The organism is Paenibacillus sp. UNC217MF (assembly GCF_000686865.1).
Lineage (GTDB): Bacteria > Bacillota > Bacilli > Paenibacillales > Paenibacillaceae > Paenibacillus_B > Paenibacillus_B suaedae.
In genome coordinates this window covers 520,480-540,547 of the sequence record NZ_KK366028.1, presented here as the reverse complement: position 1 = coordinate 540,547, position 20,068 = coordinate 520,480, and the positions used below count along the sequence as shown (strand labels likewise).

Genomic DNA, 20,068 nt, shown 5'->3' with positions numbered 1-20,068 from the left:
AAATCCGCTGCTCGTAGCGCTGCTGTTGCTATGTCACTGCAGTCCAGTTACTGCAACAGATCACGACCTCCATTTGCCTCGCTCTATGTTCGGTACGCCGCATTGATGCGCACGTAATCATAAGTTAAGTCACAACCCCATGCCTTGGATTCGCCAGCTCCCATATGTAAATCAACGTGGAAGATGACTGTATCTCCCTTCAAATAGGCAAGCGCCGCCTCTTCATCAAATGCAACCGGTGTTGACTGCTGAAGCACAGTGATTGGCCCCATATGAATATCCACCGTATCTGGATTAACCGGCTGCCCCGCATAACCCACAGCTGCTATAACCCGGCCCCAGTTCGCATCTGCACCAAATACAGCTGATTTCACAAGACTTGATCCAACAATCGACTTGGCAATCGCAGATGCCGCCTCATCTGATACAGCTCCAGTGACACGCACCTCAATCAGCTTCGTCGCTCCTTCTCCATCGCGAGCGATCGCTTTAGCAAGCTGTTCACACACATAGTGGAATGCTGCTGCGAACGCTTGCCATGCTTCATGCTGCTCATGGAGAGATTCATTGCCTGCCATGCCGCTCGCCAGTGCGATAAGCATATCGTTCGTGCTCGTATCCCCATCCACCGTTATCATATTGAATGTCTTGTTCGTTGTGGAACGAAGCAAGCCTGCCAGTGCCTCTTGGCCGATTGATGCATCAGTCGTTACGAATCCAAGCATCGTAGCCATGTTCGGATGAATCATTCCCGAGCCCTTGGCGCACCCCGCAACCGTAACTTGCTTGCCATCAACCATGACGACCGCACATGCTTCCTTCTTCACCAGATCTGTTGTCAAAATCGCTTGTGAGAACTGCTCTGCACCTTCTCCAAGCTCCGTCAACTTCTTAGGAAGCTCCACAATCCCTCTCTCCACGCAATCCATCTTCAGCGGCTCTCCAATGACGCCTGTGGATGCAACAGCCACGTAATGCGGCGCAATTCCAAGCTGCTCTGCAAATGCGCTGCGCATCCGGTAAGCATCCGCTTCCCCTTGCTTGCCTGTGCATGCATTGGCATTTCCACTGTTCACAATAATGGCTTGCAGCTTGCCCTCTTCCTTCAAACTAGCACGCGTTACGGCAAGCGGCGCCGCTTGGAATACATTCGTTGTATACACGGCAGCTGCTGCAGCAGGAACGTCGCATACGATAGCTCCCAAATCATTGCGTTCGGATTTCTTCAAGCCGCAATACAGCCCACTGGCCCGAAATCCATGAGGTGTTGTTAGTGATCCATCGATAATGTTAAATAATTGCACCTCTGTGCTCAGAGCTTGCGTTTGCATCCCTATCAACCTTCTTCTTTATCAAAGTCGTACATCTTTTTCATTGGATAGCTTCATGCTATCCGTATTTATGTTCACGTTACGGGTATACCGGTGTGAGCATCAGCCCCGTCGCCTCGTCCCATCCCATCATATGATTCAAATTCTGTATCGCTTGGCCTGCCGCGCCCTTGACGACATTGTCGATAACGGAAATAATCGTTACCCGCTTTGTTCTCCGATCTACGGCAAAACCGATATCACAGAAGTTCGATCCGAACACTTCCTTCGTTGCCGGCCACTGTCCTTGTGGACGAATGCGAACGAATCTCCGTCCTGCATAATACTCTTGATAGAGAGATATAAAGTCCTCTTCGATATATGTCCCTGCAAGCGTCGCATACATCGTGCACATAATGCCGCGAGTCATCGGCGCCAAGTGCGTGGTGAACGTCACCGTTACTGGCTGCTGTGCAACCTCGCTAAGAACCTGCTCGATTTCCGGGATATGCTGATGCTTGTTAACTTTGTAGGCCTTGAAGTTTTCATTAATCTCCGCATAATGAACGCCTAAGTTTACACCTCGACCAGCTCCGGATACGCCGGATTTCGCATCAATAATGAGACTGTCAGGTTGAATCCATCCTGCTTGCAGTGCTGGAATGAGTCCGAGCAGCGTTGCCGTTGGGTAGCAGCCTGGATTGGAAATGAACTTACGCCCTTCTGCATATCCACGTTCTGGGTACAACTCACACAAGCCGTACTTGGCTTCCGCTAGCAAATCTTCCGGTGGAGCAGCGTGCTTATACCATGTCGTATATAGCTCGCCATCCTTAATGCGGAAGTCCCCGGACAAATCGATAACAGCGAGTCCTGCCTCCAGCAACTTCGGCACCAGCTGTCCGCTCACGCCGGAAGGAGTTGCTGTAAACACAACGTCTGCCTTCCTTCGCATCTCTTCCACATCCACCCCGTCCAACGTATCGCACATCACTTCATGCAAATGCGGATATCCGTCTGCAATGCGTGCTCCTGCGCTTGATGCTGAAATGACTGATGTGATCGTGACATTCGGATGATTCAATAACAGCCGGATAAGTTCGACACCGCCGTAGCCAGTGGAACCAACAATGGCTACTCGTACATGCTTCTCTTGATTCATTCCACTCTCTCCATTCCTCACTACTCTCGTATAAGCTCCTGAACGTATGCTTCGTTGTGATCGGTATAAACTCTGAGGTATTGCTACTGCCCTGAAATAACTGACACGTATAGGAAAATGATTCCTCATGAATAATATGTATCATTATACGACTGTATTTATATAAATACAATGACTTTTCCATGAAATTTCATTTTCTTTACGAAAAAGATAAAAGGATGGATCATGATACTAAGGGGAGATATCGCCCAAAAACCCATGATACATAGGGATTGCGGAGATAAATGATCTGACTTTACAATGAGGATAACTTGAACGCAAATAAAAAAAACGCAGTTCTATTCTACATACATGCGGGGCATGATATGCAGAATAGAACTGCGTTTTATGAATAAAATCGAACAGCTTATGCAACGAATGAATATCTTGTAGACCTTATTAGGCATAAGTGTGACTTGCTCTTCTTGCTCTTTTTACGCTTGCACCTTGAATCCCTCGCCTAATACCTCATTCGTATCACTAATAATGACAAATGCCTGTGGATCCACAGAGCGGACGATCGCCTTCAGCTTATATACTTCGCTCTGACCGACGACGACCATGAGCACGGTGCGTCCTTCGCCCGTGTAGCCGCCTTCGCCCTGCAGCTTCGTCAATCCCCGATCAAGATCATGCAGAATCGTATCCGTAATTTTATCGGCTTCATCACTAATAATGAATGCAACCTTCGTATAACCCAAGCCTACCTGGACCACATCGATCGTCTTGCTCGTGACGAACAAAGCGATGAGTGCATACATGGCGTTTTCAAAGGAAAGCATGAATCCGGCAAGCAAAATGATAAACCCGTCACAAATCGCGACGGACAGTGCAATATTGATTTTACCGAAAGTACTCAGCAACTGTGCCGTAATGGCATTGCCTCCGGTAGAGCCACGACCGCGGAATACGATACCTAGACCCAAGCCAATCCCTATTCCACCGAAAATAGCCGCAAGCAGCGGATTATCCGTAGCAGGCCCTAAATGTTGTGTGAGATAGATAAAGGTCGGCAAGGAAACGGAACCTACAAGTGTCCGAATCCCGAACTGCTTGCCTAGCAAGCATACCCCTAAAATGAAGAGCGGTATATTGAATGCATACTGCGTAATTGCAGGGTTCCACCCAAATTGACTCTCCAGCAAGATGGATAGACCCGAAATGCCCCCTGATGCGATCTTGTTCGGCAGCATTAATGTATTGAACGTAAGCGCCATAATAAAGGCTCCAAGGAAAAGCAGGGCGTAATCCATTACTGCCCGCATGGGATGATCATATGGAAGCAGTAAGCCATTGTTGTTACGCCGAGGTTTCCTCGATTGAGAAATAGATGAATCCGATGTATGGGGCATAATGTCTCTCCTTCGTAAATACACAGTATGGTATTGCAGCTATGGTAACGTCGTACTCGGTGGTGTCACATAATTCTCTGCAGTGCTGCCGTTTTGCCGGCGTTGAACCATTTGGCGTTGTTGCAATACTCGGCAGTGCCGTAGTACTTAGCGGAGTCACACTACTTCACAGTATCCCAGAACTCCGCGGTGTCGAATTACTTGGCAAGAAATCTGTATCCTGTGCCATGAACCTATCTTATTATGTGCACTCTCTTGCATGGTAAAGCATTCAAGCACAACAAAAAACCTGCCCCAATCAAAGATCGGCGCAGGTTTTCGCAGTCGGTACCAACATATTTATGCTTCAGATGATGGTTGAATTAAGGTTCTCAAGTACGCGTCAATAAACGTATCCAAGTCGCCGTCCATCACGGCGCCGACATTTCCGGTTTCCACCTGCGTCCGGTGGTCCTTGACCATGCTGTACGGATGGAATACATAGGAGCGAATTTGGCTTCCCCATGCGATTTCCATCTGATCACCACGGATTTCTGCTAACTGCTTCTGTTGTTCCTCAATCTTGCGCTCATACAACTTGGAACGAAGATGAGTCATGGCACGCTCACGGTTCTTGATCTGCGAACGCTCCGTCTGACATGTTACGACGATGCCCGTTGGAATATGGGTAATCCGAACAGCAGAATCCGTCGTATTGATGTGCTGACCCCCCGCACCACTCGCACGGTACGTATCGACCTTTAAGTCCTCTGTACGGATTTCAATTTCTGCGTCGTCTGTAATCTCAGGCACGACGTCGCAGGATACAAATGATGTATGTCTGCGGCCAGAGGAATCAAATGGCGAGATACGAACGAGACGATGCACACCCTTCTCCGTCTTCAAATAACCGTAAGCGTTATATCCTTTAATAAGCAGCGTCACGCTCTTAATGCCCGCTTCGTCGCCTGGCAGATAATCCAGTACTTCAACCTTGAAGCCGCGCTTCTCTGCCCAGCGTGTATACATGCGCAGAAGCATTTGGCCCCAATCTTGAGACTCGGTACCGCCTGCACCTGGATGCAGCTCCAAAATGGCGTTCATTTTATCATAAGGCTCGCTCAGCAGAAGCTGAAGCTCGAAATTCTCAATACTGGCCAGGAGTTGTTCAACATTCGCTGTCAGTTCCTCAGCTAGTGATTCATCGTCTTCTTCCTCTGCCAGCTCGAGCATCATTTCATTGTCGTCATAATCCTGCTTCAGCTTCCCATACTGGTCGACAATGCTCTTGATTGCATTCATCTCAGAGATAAGTCCTTGCGCTTTGTCATTGTCATCCCAGAAGTCCGGTGCTGCCATTTTCTCCTCGAAGTTGGCAATCATCTCTTGCTTCAGATCGAAGTCAAAGAGACCCCCTAAGGTTTGTAAGTTTAGCTGCGATGCTGCGCATATTGTGTCGTACACTTGCGTCGATCATCATTATACCACCTCGGCAAAATTGGTTAGGAAGAGAGCAGTGTCGCTTCCTTCTCCCGAACAACGGGCGGCTATACGGCCGCCCGTTCGGGTCTATCATGTGGAGAGCTGCGCATTGGCCTCTATCCACCATGAATATGCTGTTTATTACTGTCTATGCAGCGGTGTATATCCGATGCAAGAGTATTCATGACTATAATCGGCATAAAACTCGTTCAGCCAATTAGTCTTGCTTACCGTGACATTGCTTATATTTCTTGCCGCTTCCGCAAGGGCACTGGTCGTTGCGGCCAACCACTTCGCCCTTTACAACAGGACGCTTCTCAGCAGGTTCTGCATTCGTAGACATCTTGCTCTCTTCTATGACAGCTTGACGTTCTACATTCTGCTCTACTTGAGCCTTCATAATGTATGTGGACACTTCTTCTTGGATCGAAGCTACCATGCTGTTGAACATTTCGTAGCCCTCGAATTGGTATTCACGCAGCGGATCCGTACCGCCGTAAGCACGAAGGTGAATCCCTTGACGCAGATGATCCATCGCATCGATATGATCCATCCACTTGGAGTCTACGGCACGAAGCACGACAACCTTCTCAAATTCACGTACAAGTTCCGGCCCGATGCGCTCTTCGCGTTCTGTATATTTCTCCATAACCTTGCCGAACAGGAATTCCGTAATTTCTTCTTTTTCCTTGCCCCACAGGTCATCCTTCGTAATTGTACCCTCGTCAAGCATTTGACGATGCATGTAGTTCACGACTTCGTCCAGATCCCAGTTCTCTGGGATATCATCTTCATTACAGTGCGCATCTACGACGCGCTCGATGCATGGCTTGATCATATCCAACACGATTTGGCGGATATTCTCGGAATCAAGCACTTCAAAGCGCTGCTTGTAGATGATACCGCGCTGTTGGTTCATAACGTCATCATACTGAAGGACGACTTTACGCAAGTCGAAGTTGTTGCCTTCTACTCGCTTCTGTGCAGATTCCACAGCACGCGTAATCAGCTTGGACTCGATAGGCTGATCCTCTTCAAATCCAAGACGCTCCATCATGCCAAGCACGTTATCCGCACCGAAACGACGCATCAATTCGTCTTCCAAGGACAGATAGAACTGCGAGGAACCTGGATCGCCCTGACGCCCAGCACGTCCACGAAGCTGGTTATCGATACGACGGCTCTCATGACGCTCCGTACCGATAATGTGCAAGCCGCCTGTTTCCTGTACGCCTTCACCCAAGATAATGTCCGTACCGCGACCCGCCATGTTCGTGGCGATAGTGACTTGGTTCGGTTGACCTGCGCTAGAAATGATATTCGCTTCCTCCGCATGGTACTTCGCATTCAAGACTTGGTGCTTCACACCCTTGCGGCGGAGCATGTCAGACAAGCGCTCCGAGTTCTCGATCGACACCGTACCAACCAAGACTGGCTGACCATTTTTGTGGCGCTTCACGATTTCTTCTACAACCGCGTTATATTTCGCATTTTCCGACTTATAGACGACATCCGGAATGTCTTTACGTTGGTTCGGCTTATTCGTCGGCACTTGGATAACTTCCAAGCCGTAAATGCTCTTAAATTCTTCTTCCTCTGTCTTCGCAGTACCCGTCATACCAGCAAGCTTGCGATACATACGGAAGTAGTTCTGGAATGTAATTGTTGCGAGCGTCATGCTCTCATTTTGCACCTCAAGGCCTTCTTTCGCCTCGATTGCTTGGTGCAAGCCGTCGCTATAGCGACGGCCAGCCATCATGCGGCCTGTGAACTCGTCGACAATAACAATCTCGCCGTCATTTACGACATAGTCAACATCCAGACGCATAATCGCGTGAGCCTTCAACGCTTGTTGGATATGGTGATTCAACGTTACGTTCTTCACATCGAACAGGTTCTCCACGCCGAGTGCTTTCTCCGCCTTAGCCACACCTGCTTCTGTAAGTGCAACTTGACGCGTCTTCACATCAATCGTGTAGTCCTCTTCACCTTTCAAGCGGCTAACGAACCGGTCTGCAACGAAGTACAGCTCTGTCGACTTAGCAGCTTGTCCAGAAATGATAAGCGGCGTACGCGCTTCGTCAACGAGGATGGAGTCCACTTCATCAATGATTGCGAAATTCAGTGGACGTTGAACCATTTGCTCTTTATAAAGCACCATGTTGTCACGCAGATAGTCGAACCCATACTCATTGTTCGTACCATACGTAATATCGCACGCATATGCTTCCTGCTTCATGTTGTGGTCCATACCAGAGAGGTTCAAACCAACTGTCATACCCAGGAAATTGTATACTTGAGCCATAATCTCGCTGTCGCGGGATGCCAAGTAATCGTTGACGGTAACGACGTGAACGCCTTTCCCTTCCAACGCATTCAAATATACAGGAAGTGTTCCGACGAGTGTCTTACCTTCCCCTGTCTTCATCTCAGCGATCTTGCCTTCATGAAGCACCATACCACCGAGCAGCTGTACATCATAATGACGCATGCCCAGCGTACGCTTTGCAGCTTCACGCACTGTAGCAAATGCTTCTGGCAAGAGCTGATCCAATGTGTCGCCCTTTGCAAGACGCTCACGGAATTCCACCGTCTTCGATTGTAATTGTTCATCGGATAATTTCTCGAATTCGGGTTCCAGACCGTTAATAACCTCAACCGTCTTCAAGAGCCGCTTAACTTCGCGTTCGTTGGCATCGCCGAATATTTTCTTTACAAGTCCTAGCATGCTTAACCCCTTTCACGCAAATCCGATCGTGATTTTATGGCCGTTCTCTATCCTTCATTCAAGCTTCTACACAAGAACGGTAACATCGACTCGTTTTGCAATAAATTGTAACAGTTTCAACAGGGTCCCGCAACCGCCGCTGGGCATGTTTTCGGCGATCTTTCATCACATTTTCACACGAATGTAGCGGCATACCGTGGGCTATCCTGCTTCCAGCAACAAAAAGAAAATTTACACTATATTAAAAGAAGGTATTTGAAAATGAGGTACAAATCGCACCTTCTGAAAACTCGTACTATTATATATACGTGAAAAGAGCCCATTCCGTTGTGGAAATAGGCTCAGTCCTTTTTTGGTAATCGGGTGAGCTCTCTGCCCTACATGGCAGCTGAGAACTCAATGTGCCCGTTCTTAGCCTTGTTCAATCAATCCGTAACGACCGTCATCACGGCGATATACAACATTGACTTCCTTGCTCTCCGCATTCGAGAATACGAAGAAGTTATGGCCAATCATATTCATCTGCAGGATTGCTTCTTCTACGTCCATCGGCTTCAGTGTGAATCGCTTCGTCCGTACGACTTCCAGCTCATCCTCTTCCTCCACCGCAACTGGTGCTGCTGTAGACTGTTCACGGAACAGCTGCTCTGCCGCCGCACCAACCTGACGGAACTTGCGGTTGGCTTTCGTTTTATGCTTGCGGATCTGCCGTTCCAACTTGTCTACGACGCCATCGATCGATGCATACATGTCCTTGCTTCGATGTTCGGCCCGCAGCAGCAAACCCGGTAATGGAATTGTTACTTCAATACTGTGTACATCCTTAATGACGCTGAGTGTAACGTTAGCGCCTGAAGCAGGGGGAGTTTCAAAATACCGTTCCAGTCGGCTCAATTTCTTCTCGACATAGTCAAGCAGTGCGTCTGTGACTTCAATGTTCTGACCTCGAACTTTATATTCCATATAGCACTCCTCCTTTGGATACCTTTATTATACCATAGCTATGATGGAGGAATCAAAAAAACGGTTACAATCCGTTTACAATTCCGTATCTTTATTTACCCTTATCCTCAGGTTATAAAACGGCTTACATGTTTGTCGATGAGCTGGAATCAGAACCTCGGGATAGTTCAAGAAAAACTAAAAACCCCTGGCATTCAAGCCAGGGGTGTGTAGCTAATCGGAATCATATATAATTCGACTCACGTCGGTATGATTACAGTTTGATTACGTTAGCCGCTTGTGGACCGCGAGCGCCTTCCACGATATCGAATTCTACGGATTGACCTTCTTCCAAAGTCTTGAAACCGTCAGTTTGGATAGCGGAGAAGTGTACGAATACGTCGTTGCCTTCTGCAGTTTCGATGAAGCCATAACCTTTTTCAGCATTGAACCATTTTACTTTACCTTGCATGTCGATAACATTCCCTTCATCTTCAAATGCCGTGAAGTTTTTATCCTTCACAAGTTCGACTATATCACCGGATGGAAGCGTTGTCAATGAGGAAAGGGATATTTTTCTTATTATTCAATAATACAGTTCCTACACTTCTCATACTCTAATTATATTTATGACGTAAATAGTTTAAAATTCTTATTTTTCAATGGATAAATCACTCTCTGTTATCGTTTGAAGCAATTGAACAGCTAAATCGGAAGACGTGAATTGCTCTTGTTCTTCGAGTTGAAGCTTTTCAGTAATACTTGATTTAGGAGCTATTGGCTGCGAAGCGGAAGGATTAGTTTGGAAAGCGACATCTTGCCATGGTCCAGCACCAAGATGATTGACAGCTCTTATGCGAAGTTGATATATGGAATCTGGTGTCAAATTTACAAAATTCGCAGTTCGGGTCAAAAGCGTAAAGGATTGCCCATTGTTCTCGATTTCATACATAAACGCATGAGGGACAGCGTTCCAGCTTAATGTTGCGCTCTTGTCCGAGATTGCAGTTAGAGAGACCTGTGGAGCTTCCTTAGGGATAGCAATCGGTTCGGATGTATTATTCACCGTAACTTGAGGCGTTTCAGCCTTCGAATAATAATAAGGATTTAACCCGGAATAAAAATCTACGACTTTTCCAGTATCCGCATTGATAACTAAATACGAGGTTGGGTCAAAATCTTCTGTGTAACGCGGAGTTTCTAGCCCGAATACATCAGTTCTTTTTATCACCCATTGTCCGGGACTTGTTCCAGATTGGGTATAAGTCATTTCACTGTTAATCATGTGTACCTTTTTTACTTGAATAAATAACGCCTTCTGAACGGTACCCGTATATGGAGAAGAGTAAGAACCGTCGACGGCAGCTACTATAGAACTAGCTCCTTTAAAATAACTAATTGACTGCGAGCGTTTAAAAGATCCCGTCGACCATGAATTCTCCAACACTCTCTCCCAATTCATATTCCCTTGTTGAGAGATTTTATTCCCGTTTACATAATAGTCGTCAGCATCGTCCTTAATTAAAATTACAGATGCATCTGGGGCAATGTAAAGCACTTGTGCCGAAGCCGCATAAGCTGAAGACAAGCTAAAGGAGCTAGTCCCTAGCAATACGACAAAAGTAAATACAATAAATCGTGCAAAACTTGTTTTTAATCTCATTTTTCATCCTCCTACAATTTTATGAAGTAAAATCTTCTAGAAGGCAATTTCTAGATATATTGTAATATATTAAAACCTATTGAGTAAAGTTTTTAGCCAGAAGTTCAGCTGCATAAAACAATATTTCATCGGATTTTCACAACTTACGGAAGCGATCCTTTTAAATCTAGTAAAAATCACTTTTCATCATGCCATTAGGGTATACAAACCATTTCCCCAATAATGTATTTCTTATAAAAAAAGACTGGCTATCTGTCATTTCAAATGACAGATGAACCAGTCTCTCTCTAATTTTTATCTATTAGTTATACGTATACGTAACCTTATTGCTCTCTTGGCCATCTGGATTTACAACTTTCACTTCTAACGATCCCATTCCTGGAGGTACTACAGCCGACATACGAATTTGCGATATATATCTAACCGAAAGAGCCTCGGTATCGCCAAAGTATACTTTACTTCCGCTTACAAGGTTTTTGGCATTAATATAAATCGTGTCTCCTCCTGCTGCCGGACCGCTTGTTGCCGAAAGGAAATTAATGATTGGCGCTGGTCCAAGCACCGGTGCTTCATACGTGAATGAAGTTGTTGCACTTTCACCGTTAGCCAAAGTAATGATGACAGGCACATTTCCAGGATTCAAATTTGCCGGTGATTTAACTTTAATTCTTGTATTTGTAAAGGAATCTATCGGAACTTGTACTCCATTAAATGTTACAGTCATATCGGCTTCAAAATTAATGCCATTGATTGTAATATTAGTTCCGCCTTCCATTGGCCCCTTATTAGGAGTTATGGAAGAGATAGATGGTTGTACCAAAGTATAGGCATATCCGTTAGGTACAGTAAACGTCCCCTTATCCGGATTGATGACAGTAACGTCGACTGTTTGAACATTAGTTACTGCAGGCACAACTACCGCAATACGCGTGCCACTAACCGAATCGACTTTACCTTCTTGATTTCCAAACAAAACTTTAACGCCGCTCTTGAAGTTTTTCCCGTTCAGATAAACCCTGTTCCCTCCAGTAGTAAGACCACTAGCAGGGTTAATTAATGTAATGCTGACAGGCTCTGGTTGAGGCTCTTCATACGTGAAGGATATGTCCTCTACACTCGTTTGCCCATCAGGGTTTTTCACAGTTACCTTAACAACTTCTGGTGTTGCCCATTCAGGGGTTGTCATTTTTAGTTGCTTATCCGAAACGAAAGTTGCTTTCATTTCCACATCATTAAACAACACGACAGCGTCTTTAATGAAATTCTCGCCGTTCACTGTGACGCTTGTTCCGCCTTTTAAGTCGCCTTTACTTGGAGTCAACGCTTTAAGTACAGGTTGAGGAATTGGGGCCGGCTCCATATATGTGTAGCTGTTCTTCAACTCAGCTTCCTTCAAATCCGGATTAACTACCTTTACATCAACGGTAGCTGCTGTATCCGAAGAAGGAACAACTACAGAAATACGGGAAGGCGACATGAATGTTGTAGCGCCCTCTTTATTATTAATAAAGGCTTTAATTCCAGACACAAAGTTCGAACCTGTAATATAAACCGTATTGCCTCCAGTCATTTCTCCCGAATCAGGAGTGATACCGGAGAGCGTCGGTGGAAGATATTCTGGATTTTGATAAGTAAACCCGTTCGGCAGCATTGCTTCCTTCGTATCAGGGTTAACTACTTTTACATCTACAGAACCTTCTGATCCAGCAGGTGATTTAATTAGAACACGTTGGCTCGAAATGAATGACACTACTTCAGCTTCAGTTGCACCAAAGTATACTTTTGCCCCTTGTTCAATATTTTTCCCATTAATGTAGATTTCTTCTCCACCAGCGGGCAATCCTTTGTCTGGAGCTACCGAAGTAATTTCTAATTTAGGCTTCTCAGGTTCTTTATACGTAAATCCTTCTGGTATCGTTAAAGAACTTCCATCTGGATTTGTCAATACAATATCTACTTTTCCTACTTGAGCAGCTGCAGGAGTGGTTACCGACAAATAATTCGTGCGATTGGTATTTACAGTAGCAGCTTGATCACCAAACTTAACGCTAATGTTAGGAGCAAAGTAGTTACCTGAAAATGCAACTTGAGTTCCGCCAGTTATCAATCCTTCATTTGGCGAATAATCAGTTACTTCTGGCTTGGCAATATATTTATATGTGCCTGATGCTGATTGTCCGTCCGTATTTGTTACCGTTACAGTAACCGCACCTTGCTTCCCTTCTGGAACTACAACCTTTAGATGCTGTTCATCTACATAAGTAACATCTTTACTTTCCGCGTTATTGAAAAGAACGCGGACACCAGTTTTAAAATTGTCACCTGTTATTTCAATCGTATTACCACCTTTAGGATGCCCTGAAGGTTCAATAATGGACGTGATTTCTGGCGCAGGCCACTTCACTTTAATTTTACTATTCGTTATTAGCTTGCTTCTATCGGCACCAGCGTAATCTTTGTAGGTAACGATAGAGTCATTCGTTGAAGTATTAAAAATACCTGTTTCAGCTTGAGTTTTAGGTCTGATCTTATAAGTGAATTTCAGTGTTTTATTCTTTAATTCTTTGAAACTCCATGTTAACTTATTTCCTTCAACTGTCGGCTGCGGAATATTATCGAGATACGAATCTGGTACGAGTTCAAACTTTTCATTGACATACTCGGTTACCTTCACATCATAAGCACTAGCAATACCAATTTCTTTGACGATCGCCCCGTATATGTCTTTTAGACCCACCGATCCAAGTACGAAGTGGTGATGGTCAAATGTTGTCGCCATTTTGCGAAGAAGCAAATTTGGCCCGCTAGTATCGGGATTATCATTCTTATTTAATAGGGCGATTGTATAGAATACAATACCTGCTTCTTTAGCCTTTTCTGCCATTTTTAATGCTGTACCGTAAGGATCTGGCCCCGGTTCAGTTGCATCTCCATCTGTAAGAATAAGAATAACCGGTTGGGCTCCTTCACGTGGATCACGTTGTAGCTCAGCTATTGCAGTATCAATAGCACTTCCTGTTGCCGTACCTCCATTTGCAGTAATCCCGCTAATATAGGATTTCACCTGCGAAGCATCCGCAGTCAACTTTGAAACTCCAATATTGTTCTGGGAACTGTAATCAACAACACCTACACGGTGCACGGATAAATCCATTAAATCAATAAACCCGTTAGCCGCTTCTTTAGCAGCCTCCATCTTATTCTCCGTTTTCATACTGCCCGACTTATCGATAACGAGAATAACATCATTAGGCTTAATAACTGATACCGGCGGAGTACCTTGGACATTTAATTCCACGGTTGCTTCTTGCTTCGTCGATATTTCTGCAGGAGTGATTGTTCTATTTACTTGAACATAATCACTTGCGGCTCCTTGCACTTGGCCCGGAGCTACAATACCGCTGACCATAAGAACAAAGGTCAGTAACATTGAGAGAGAACGTTTCATTTTTTAGATTTACCCCCATCATTTAAATGTATCAAACAATGAACCCGCTTCATAAGGAGAAAATAGATCATACTGCTTTTTTAGTCTGTTGCCTTGTTGCAAATTATTAATATTCTTCGCTACTTCTTGATGATGCAGCTCTAGCAAATCTTTTATTTGCAGCTCTAAATCATAGCATTTCTTAAAAATATTTTGTGCTTGATCCTTTACTCCTAGCGGTAGGGGTTCATTGGAGATAGCTAATATGCCTTTTACAATATGTTTTTGGGAGAATTCATAATCCTCTAATTGCTGATACCAATCATCGCTCCCGCTTTGGATCGTATAGAAATATTGCTGAGTTATCTCTAACAATTTGTGAGCAAGGTCAATCAATGAACCTGACTGAATCATTACTGCTTTACCAACTTGATCGCTTCCTGCCATGTATCTCGTAGCTCCTCCATCATAGTTATGACCTCGCGCAATACGTCTGTATTCATATGAATACTTGCGTATGTAAGCCTTTCCTTAAAATACTCATAAAGGCTCAATAGCTGTGACGAGATTTCATATTTCATATCTAATGTCACTTGTAATTCATCAAGGATATCCAGAGCTTTAGATACAAACGTACTCTTTTCCGAAAAATTCTTGTTATTCATGCTTGCTTCTGTTTGCTTCAGAAACCGAATACATCCGTTATACAGCATCAGCGTTAATTCTTCTGGCGTAGCGGTCATGATTTGTGTCTGGTAATATCGGTTCATTGCTTGCTGCACGTTAGATTACCTCTTTTCATCAATGATTGCTCCAACTACAAGTTGTTGTAGTTTGGCTACTAATTCTACTATTTTTTCTGGAGGGATCTCTCGAATTAGTTCATTGGTTTCTTTATTATAAATCTTGATAAGCATGGAGCCTGTCGTTTGATGCAGCTTAAATTCATATCGCTGAGGAGCTCCTTCGAGCGTCTTGTTGACTTGATTTATAGCATCAAGGATTGCCTTCTCCCCGACAGATAGCCCCATTACCTTTTGCTTTTCCTTTAAAACCCCATATTCTGTTCCAACATGCTGCAGGGGGGGAGAAAGATCTACTCGAGTTGGTATCTCATTTGTAGTTAAGGTATTGGAAATACCTTGTACCTTCATCGTAATCCTCCTTATCCTTACTGCATATTTTGCATTAGGAAATTCAGTTGACTATTATTTTGAACTATCGCTTTCTCCATAGCAGCAAATTTTTTGTAATATCCATCTTCTTTTTTGAGCATTTTTTGTTCAAGCATTTTTATGTCTAACTCCATTTTGCTTGATTGTTTACCCAATTCAGTGGAAGCATCAACATATGAATTTCCTATTCTTCCTGCCTTTTTATTCAAGGCGGAAATTGTATCATTCAATTTGCGATATGTTCGATGCAAGAACCCTTCTTGGTTGCTATTAGCGTCAGTCCTTGTTAAAACTGATTCCACAGCTTGAGGGTTCTCTTCTAACATCTTCATTAATTTCTTTTCGTCTATGACAATTTTGCCCGCATCTTCTGAAAATTGTTTGGCGTTATTGTCAAATTTGGTGGTAGATAAACCAATGTCAAATAACGACATCGTTCCACCGCTTCCATCAGGGATTTCTGCAATCATAAAAGAACGCAACTCACGGGCAAGGGAATCTAAAGTATTGTCGTTTTTCAGAAGCCCTTTCTTTGTGTATTTCTCCCATTCTTTTATTTCATCTTCATTCATTTCTTTTTTCTGTTCTTTTGTTAACGGATCATAACCTTTAACCGTTTTTTCCTTTGTTAACTTATTAACAAGCCCAATAGCATCGTTATACACTTTGACGAAATCTTTGATTTTATTCATCAAATCGCTCGTATCAGAAGTGTTTTTGATCGTCACAGGCGCTGTCGTTTTTTGGAGAAGATCGTAAGTGACTCCATCTTGAGTAAACGTATTCGATGAACGGTTGGATTCTACACCATTAATGATGACGGTTGCATCTTTGCCATTCTCTACTTTTCCATCCATTCCAATCGAGCTCATGAAACTGCCTTTGTTGTCGGAAACTTCTATTTTCGACTGGGTACCCGTTTGTTTGCCTATAAATACAAACTTATCTGCGGCAGAATCATAACTCAATACAACACCTGCATTAGATTGGTTGACTTTATTCATGATTGATTGAATCGTATCATCTGCTTTGTATTGTACCTCTACTCCGTTAATCTCGAATGACAAATCACCGGCTTGAACATCCGGTACCGTATTAAATTTATCCTTATTCGCTATTAACGAAGAATCTAAATCTAGTCCAGTCCCTTTTGTTACTTTGCCCACGCTTTGTTTCATTGCCTGAGATGCGAGTTCTTTTACTTCAATAGAGGTTGTAACTTTAGATGGATTGCTGCCACTAACTTTGACCGCATTCTCGTTAGATGACGTTGCTTTTACTGATGTAAAAGAAGCCCCAAAACGAATTGCGTTCGCATTGTCCTTCAACGCCATTAGCTTTGTATTTACTTCTCTATACATATCCGTACGTAGTCGTAGTAAATCTCTATTTTGTGTCTTCTTAACGAGTGGAGCACGTTCCGCTCGCATCAAATCCGATACGAGTTTATCAATATCAAGTCCAGAAGATGACATTCCATTTATCCGAATCGGCATTTTTCTCACCTCTTAACCATTAATTCGAGCCTTTTCGCAGCTAGATTACTATTTGGTGCTGCTAGTAAATAATATTTTTTTGCTAGCACCATATCCCCCGTCACCTCATAATACACGCCCAGATTGTATGCAGCCAGATATGAACCGACACCACTTGTAGTAGTATATTTTGTAGTTTCCCCTAACTCTAATGCCGATTCAAAGCAACTTCTTATTTCCGCCAGATTACCAATTTCCATATTCAATATACCTAACTGAAAATAAATATCTGGATAGTCCGCATACATGCCTTTATGATTCTCTAATAATACAATGGCATCTTCATTTAGATGAGCAGCGTGCAATAATTTAGCAAAATGCAAAATCATAGATGCATGAGACAACGACGGTGCTTCCATATATTCACACGCATTTAAGAAAGCTTCACACGCAGGTTCATAATTATCGACAACAGCATGCAGCTTTCCTATTTGGTACCATATATACCCATTCCTAGGTTGCTTTTTTATTACTTGCTTATACAATTCTAAATAAAACTCATACTTTTGGTTTTCATAGTTTTCTTTTTGATATCCATAGTGATGAATTATGATGTCAGAAAGCAGAAATTTGGCGGGGACATCATGCTCAAATAACTGTTCATGGACAACTCCTCGAAAAGAAAACTTGTTTTGTTTCGGAAACAACCTTACCATACGATGAATTGTTGAATCACCTTCATCGATATTTTCAATAAGTACTGCAGCCGGTATACCTGGATACTTCTTTACATACTGCTTGATGCGCTCGTATGCATTCGTGCTTAACCGTTCATCAGCATCTAGGACTAATATGTGAGTTCCAGTTGCATGACTGAGCGAAATATTACGGACACTTGCAAAATTTTGTTCCCAAGGAACTTGAAATAGCTTTACTTTCGGAAATGATTTTGCAATTTCTACTGTATTATCCGTAGAGCCCGTATCTATTACGATTACTTCACAGTTGTCAGGAATACTATTGAGACATTCTGCTATATGCTTTTCTTCATTTTTAACAATCATGCATATACTTAGCTTCATTAATATGCTCCTATAAGAAAGGAGTCCACTGAAACAGTGGACTCCGATAAATCTTAAGACTTAACCGATTAGCGCAACAATTGCAGTACGCCTTGAGGCGCTTGGTTAGCCTGAGCCAACATCGCAGTCGATGCTTGTTGCAAGATGTTGAATTTCGTGTAAGCCATCATCTCTTTAGCCATATCAGTATCACGTACGCGAGACTCAGCAGCTTGCAAGTTCTCGGACGTTGTACCAATGTTGTTGTACATATGCTCTAAGCGGTTTTGGAAGGCACCCAATTCAGAACGAGCTGAATTGACTTTACCAATTGCAGTATCGATAGCTTTCAATTCTTTAATAGCATTGTCTTTCGTTTTTACGTCAGTAAATGCCAAATCATCGATTTTAGCCTTAGACATGTCAAGATCGACTTTGTCTTTGTCAGTACCGCCCAATTGGATATTCAAAGTGTTTGCGGTTCCATCCAACAACTTGATTCCGTTAAATTCAGTGTTTCCTGCAATTTCACCAATTGCGGAAGCAAGTGCTTGGTATTCCAAATCCATGGAAGCCAAGTCACTAGCATTGTATGTGCTAGTAGATGCTTGTGTAGCAAGTTCTTTCATGCGAGTAAGCATGTCAGATACTTCGTTCATTGCACCTTCAGCCGTTTGAACCAATGAAATACCATCTTGAGCATTGCGCATACCCTGGTTCATGGACTTGATTTGTGCACGCATTTTCTCGGAGATGGACAAGCCAGCAGCATCGTCAGCTGCACGGTTAATCCGGTAACCGGAAGAAAGCTTTTCACTGGATTTTCCTTGTTGAATGTTGTTGAAAGTCAGGTTGCGGTGAGAGTTCATCGCGTTTAAGTTGTGGTTGATAATCATTGATTATTCCTCCCTGATTCGTAATTACTACATCCTTGTAGTATAGGGTTTTCGCCCTACAATAATATTATCGGTTCCATTTCCGTATTTGTTATAGTTGGACGAAAATTTTTTATCATTTTTTGATTTTTTTTAGCATATCAATATCGACATAGTGAGCTACCGCCTCTTGATTTGTCGCCTTTATCTCTTCAACAAGTTCCTTGCGCAATATGACAACATCTTTTGGGGCGGAAATACCTATTTTTATTTGTTCTCCATCTACGCTAACGATCTGGATTTCGATATCATTATTTAATACTATTGACTGTCCTTTCTTTCTAGTAAGTACCAACATACCTATTCGCCACCTTCCTTAACCGCATCAAATAAAGGAGTCTTGCTAGAGTATGTCTTATTGTCCTGAATAACGAATTGCATTGCCAATCCATTATCCACATTCATTACCAGGGGTGCAGCATAGTTCACTGTAGAAGAAGTGAATGGATCCTTTATCGTAACAATATTCATGACTAAAGCATCATTAGGATCATTAAGCTTCAGTCCCTCCTTGCAACTATTATCGAGAATGAATGAGTAATCGTTCTTCCAATCAAACGGGTTAATTACCACGAATTTAATTTCAGAATTATCTAAAGCTTCCAATTGATAAAACGATGTTCCCTCAATTTCCTTCAAATCAAATGCATCAAAATCCTCAAAACCTAAAATGCTTCCCTTAAAGGAAAATTGCCGACTTATCATTTTGACTCCTCCTACAAAAAAAGCTACAGCTGAAAGCCATAGCATTAGATAAATTGATCGATATTATTAACATCTATTTTAATATAGTTTTTCTGCTGAAGGTAGATGTCTATCTTGTTAGGAGTATACGATATTTCTGGTTTACGCGGAGTATACTGGATGTTCGTTTCTCCCAATGTCCAGCTTATTTGTACTTGGGCTGGAGTATAATTGACATGAACATTATTGCTGGACGCTTCTCCTGTATATTGAATGCTTGATTCTTCATTGAAACGTTGTCTAGCAATATCTGCGATAGCATTATTGCCACCCTTGAAATTGGCTAGTTGATTACCCTCATCTACAATTTTCGATAGGTTTATCATGAATTGCTGTTTCATTTGTCCATAGACCAACTGTAACCATTGTTCATGACTACCTTTACCCAATGCCAACCAAGCATTCGCGGAGTCAATTTCCAACAACGCACCATGAGTAACTACTTCCATTTGTGCAGGCTTGTGCGAAATTTCAAGGTTTCCACGTGGAGAAGACATCTGATGCCTCCCCCACGTGGTTTGCATGCCCAGCTTCGAAAATTGTTGTTCGATCCTTACTTGCGGAAGTTTCATAGCAACACATCCGAAATAATAG

Annotated in this window: 18 protein-coding genes; all 18 read right to left on the bottom strand. The window is 43.3% G+C overall.

Features of this window, described 5'->3' with window-relative positions:
* Positions 1-83: 83 nt before the first annotated feature.
* Positions 84-1,331 (bottom strand): bifunctional glutamate N-acetyltransferase/amino-acid acetyltransferase ArgJ, encoded by a 1,248-nt coding sequence (gene argJ / locus BP95_RS0124010; protein ID WP_051614177.1) that lies wholly within the window; start codon positions 1,329-1,331, stop codon positions 84-86.
* Positions 1,332-1,410: 79 nt separating this feature from the next.
* Entirely contained in the window at positions 1,411-2,472 is a 1,062-nt protein-coding gene (gene argC, locus BP95_RS0124005; protein WP_028533416.1) for an N-acetyl-gamma-glutamyl-phosphate reductase, read from the bottom strand.
* 473 nt (positions 2,473-2,945) lie between these two features.
* Entirely contained in the window at positions 2,946-3,863 is a 918-nt protein-coding gene (locus BP95_RS0124000; RefSeq protein ID WP_028533415.1) for a YitT family protein, read from the bottom strand.
* 339 nt (positions 3,864-4,202) lie between these two features.
* Positions 4,203-5,319, bottom strand: a protein-coding gene (gene prfB, locus BP95_RS0123995; protein WP_138189568.1) for a peptide chain release factor 2 whose coding sequence is annotated in 2 segments (ribosomal slippage) — positions 4,203-5,246 and positions 5,248-5,319 — 1,116 coding nt in all. Because the reading frame shifts where the segments join, the coding sequence is not laid out codon by codon here.
* Positions 5,320-5,541: 222 nt separating this feature from the next.
* Positions 5,542-8,052, bottom strand: coding sequence for a preprotein translocase subunit SecA (gene secA, locus BP95_RS0123990; protein ID WP_021257111.1), 2,511 nt, complete (start codon positions 8,050-8,052; stop codon positions 5,542-5,544).
* A gap of 411 nt (positions 8,053-8,463) precedes the next feature.
* On the bottom strand, positions 8,464-9,015 hold the full coding sequence (hpf, locus tag BP95_RS0123985; RefSeq protein ID WP_021257112.1) for a ribosome hibernation-promoting factor, HPF/YfiA family: 552 nt from the start codon (positions 9,013-9,015) through the stop codon (positions 8,464-8,466).
* 253 nt (positions 9,016-9,268) lie between these two features.
* Positions 9,269-9,466, bottom strand: coding sequence for a cold shock domain-containing protein (locus tag BP95_RS0123980; protein WP_021257113.1), 198 nt, complete (start codon positions 9,464-9,466; stop codon positions 9,269-9,271).
* Between the two features lie 180 nt (positions 9,467-9,646).
* Positions 9,647-10,657, bottom strand: coding sequence for a fibronectin type III domain-containing protein (locus BP95_RS0123975; RefSeq protein WP_028533413.1), 1,011 nt, complete (start codon positions 10,655-10,657; stop codon positions 9,647-9,649).
* A 301-nt stretch (positions 10,658-10,958) separates the two neighbouring features.
* Entirely contained in the window at positions 10,959-14,105 is a 3,147-nt protein-coding gene (locus tag BP95_RS0123970; RefSeq protein ID WP_028533412.1) for an IPT/TIG domain-containing protein, read from the bottom strand.
* 18 nt (positions 14,106-14,123) lie between these two features.
* Positions 14,124-14,531: a flagellar protein FliT gene (locus tag BP95_RS0123965; RefSeq protein WP_021257116.1), complete on the bottom strand. Its 408-nt coding sequence runs from the start codon at positions 14,529-14,531 to the stop codon at positions 14,124-14,126.
* A complete protein-coding gene (fliS, locus tag BP95_RS0123960) occupies positions 14,498-14,866 on the bottom strand; it encodes a flagellar export chaperone FliS (RefSeq protein WP_021257117.1) in 369 nt (122 codons plus the stop codon). The genes BP95_RS0123965 and fliS overlap by 34 nt, the downstream gene beginning before the upstream one ends.
* A 6-nt stretch (positions 14,867-14,872) precedes the next feature.
* The gene (locus tag BP95_RS0123955) at positions 14,873-15,238 is read right to left on the bottom strand and encodes a flagellar protein FlaG (protein WP_021257118.1); all 366 of its coding nucleotides are present in this window, start codon (positions 15,236-15,238) and stop codon (positions 14,873-14,875) included.
* 17 nt (positions 15,239-15,255) lie between these two features.
* Positions 15,256-16,755: a flagellar filament capping protein FliD gene (gene fliD, locus BP95_RS0123950; protein ID WP_028533411.1), complete on the bottom strand. Its 1,500-nt coding sequence runs from the start codon at positions 16,753-16,755 to the stop codon at positions 15,256-15,258.
* A gap of 5 nt (positions 16,756-16,760) precedes the next feature.
* A complete protein-coding gene (locus BP95_RS0123945; RefSeq protein ID WP_028533410.1) occupies positions 16,761-17,816 on the bottom strand; it encodes a glycosyltransferase family 2 protein in 1,056 nt (351 codons plus the stop codon).
* Positions 17,817-17,884: 68 nt separating this feature from the next.
* Positions 17,885-18,691, bottom strand: a complete 807-nt coding sequence (locus BP95_RS0123940; protein ID WP_028533409.1) for a flagellin N-terminal helical domain-containing protein — start codon at positions 18,689-18,691, stop codon at positions 17,885-17,887.
* A gap of 115 nt (positions 18,692-18,806) precedes the next feature.
* On the bottom strand, positions 18,807-19,028 hold the full coding sequence (gene csrA, locus BP95_RS0123935) for a carbon storage regulator CsrA (protein WP_028533408.1): 222 nt from the start codon (positions 19,026-19,028) through the stop codon (positions 18,807-18,809).
* Between the two features lie 2 nt (positions 19,029-19,030).
* Positions 19,031-19,435 (bottom strand): flagellar assembly protein FliW, encoded by a 405-nt coding sequence (gene fliW / locus BP95_RS31255; protein ID WP_051614176.1) that lies wholly within the window; start codon positions 19,433-19,435, stop codon positions 19,031-19,033.
* A 44-nt stretch (positions 19,436-19,479) separates the two neighbouring features.
* Positions 19,480-20,046 (bottom strand): DUF6470 family protein, encoded by a 567-nt coding sequence (locus tag BP95_RS0123925; protein WP_028533407.1) that lies wholly within the window; start codon positions 20,044-20,046, stop codon positions 19,480-19,482.
* Between the last annotated feature and the right edge of the window lie 22 nt (positions 20,047-20,068).

Excerpts from the sequence above, each read along its gene's own strand:
- argJ (WP_051614177.1), bottom strand. The coding sequence starts at position 1,331 with ATGCAAACGCAAGCTCTGAGCACAGAGGTGCAATTATTTAACATTATC.
- argC (WP_028533416.1), bottom strand. The coding sequence starts at position 2,472 with ATGAATCAAGAGAAGCATGTACGAGTAGCCATTGTTGGTTCCACTGGC.
- BP95_RS0124000 (WP_028533415.1), bottom strand. The coding sequence starts at position 3,863 with ATGCCCCATACATCGGATTCATCTATTTCTCAATCGAGGAAACCTCGG.
- secA (WP_021257111.1), bottom strand. The coding sequence starts at position 8,052 with ATGCTAGGACTTGTAAAGAAAATATTCGGCGATGCCAACGAACGCGAA.
- hpf (WP_021257112.1), bottom strand. The coding sequence starts at position 9,015 with ATGGAATATAAAGTTCGAGGTCAGAACATTGAAGTCACAGACGCACTG.
- BP95_RS0123980 (WP_021257113.1), bottom strand. The coding sequence starts at position 9,466 with ATGCAAGGTAAAGTAAAATGGTTCAATGCTGAAAAAGGTTATGGCTTC.
- BP95_RS0123975 (WP_028533413.1), bottom strand. The coding sequence starts at position 10,657 with ATGAGATTAAAAACAAGTTTTGCACGATTTATTGTATTTACTTTTGTC.
- BP95_RS0123970 (WP_028533412.1), bottom strand. The coding sequence starts at position 14,105 with ATGAAACGTTCTCTCTCAATGTTACTGACCTTTGTTCTTATGGTCAGC.
- BP95_RS0123965 (WP_021257116.1), bottom strand. The coding sequence starts at position 14,531 with ATGGCAGGAAGCGATCAAGTTGGTAAAGCAGTAATGATTCAGTCAGGT.
- BP95_RS0123955 (WP_021257118.1), bottom strand. The coding sequence starts at position 15,238 with ATGAAGGTACAAGGTATTTCCAATACCTTAACTACAAATGAGATACCA.
- fliD (WP_028533411.1), bottom strand. The coding sequence starts at position 16,755 with ATGCCGATTCGGATAAATGGAATGTCATCTTCTGGACTTGATATTGAT.
- BP95_RS0123945 (WP_028533410.1), bottom strand. The coding sequence starts at position 17,816 with ATGAAGCTAAGTATATGCATGATTGTTAAAAATGAAGAAAAGCATATA.
- BP95_RS0123940 (WP_028533409.1), bottom strand. The coding sequence starts at position 18,691 with ATGATTATCAACCACAACTTAAACGCGATGAACTCTCACCGCAACCTG.
- csrA (WP_028533408.1), bottom strand. The coding sequence starts at position 19,028 with ATGTTGGTACTTACTAGAAAGAAAGGACAGTCAATAGTATTAAATAAT.
- fliW (WP_051614176.1), bottom strand. The coding sequence starts at position 19,435 with ATGATAAGTCGGCAATTTTCCTTTAAGGGAAGCATTTTAGGTTTTGAG.
- BP95_RS0123925 (WP_028533407.1), bottom strand. The coding sequence starts at position 20,046 with ATGAAACTTCCGCAAGTAAGGATCGAACAACAATTTTCGAAGCTGGGC.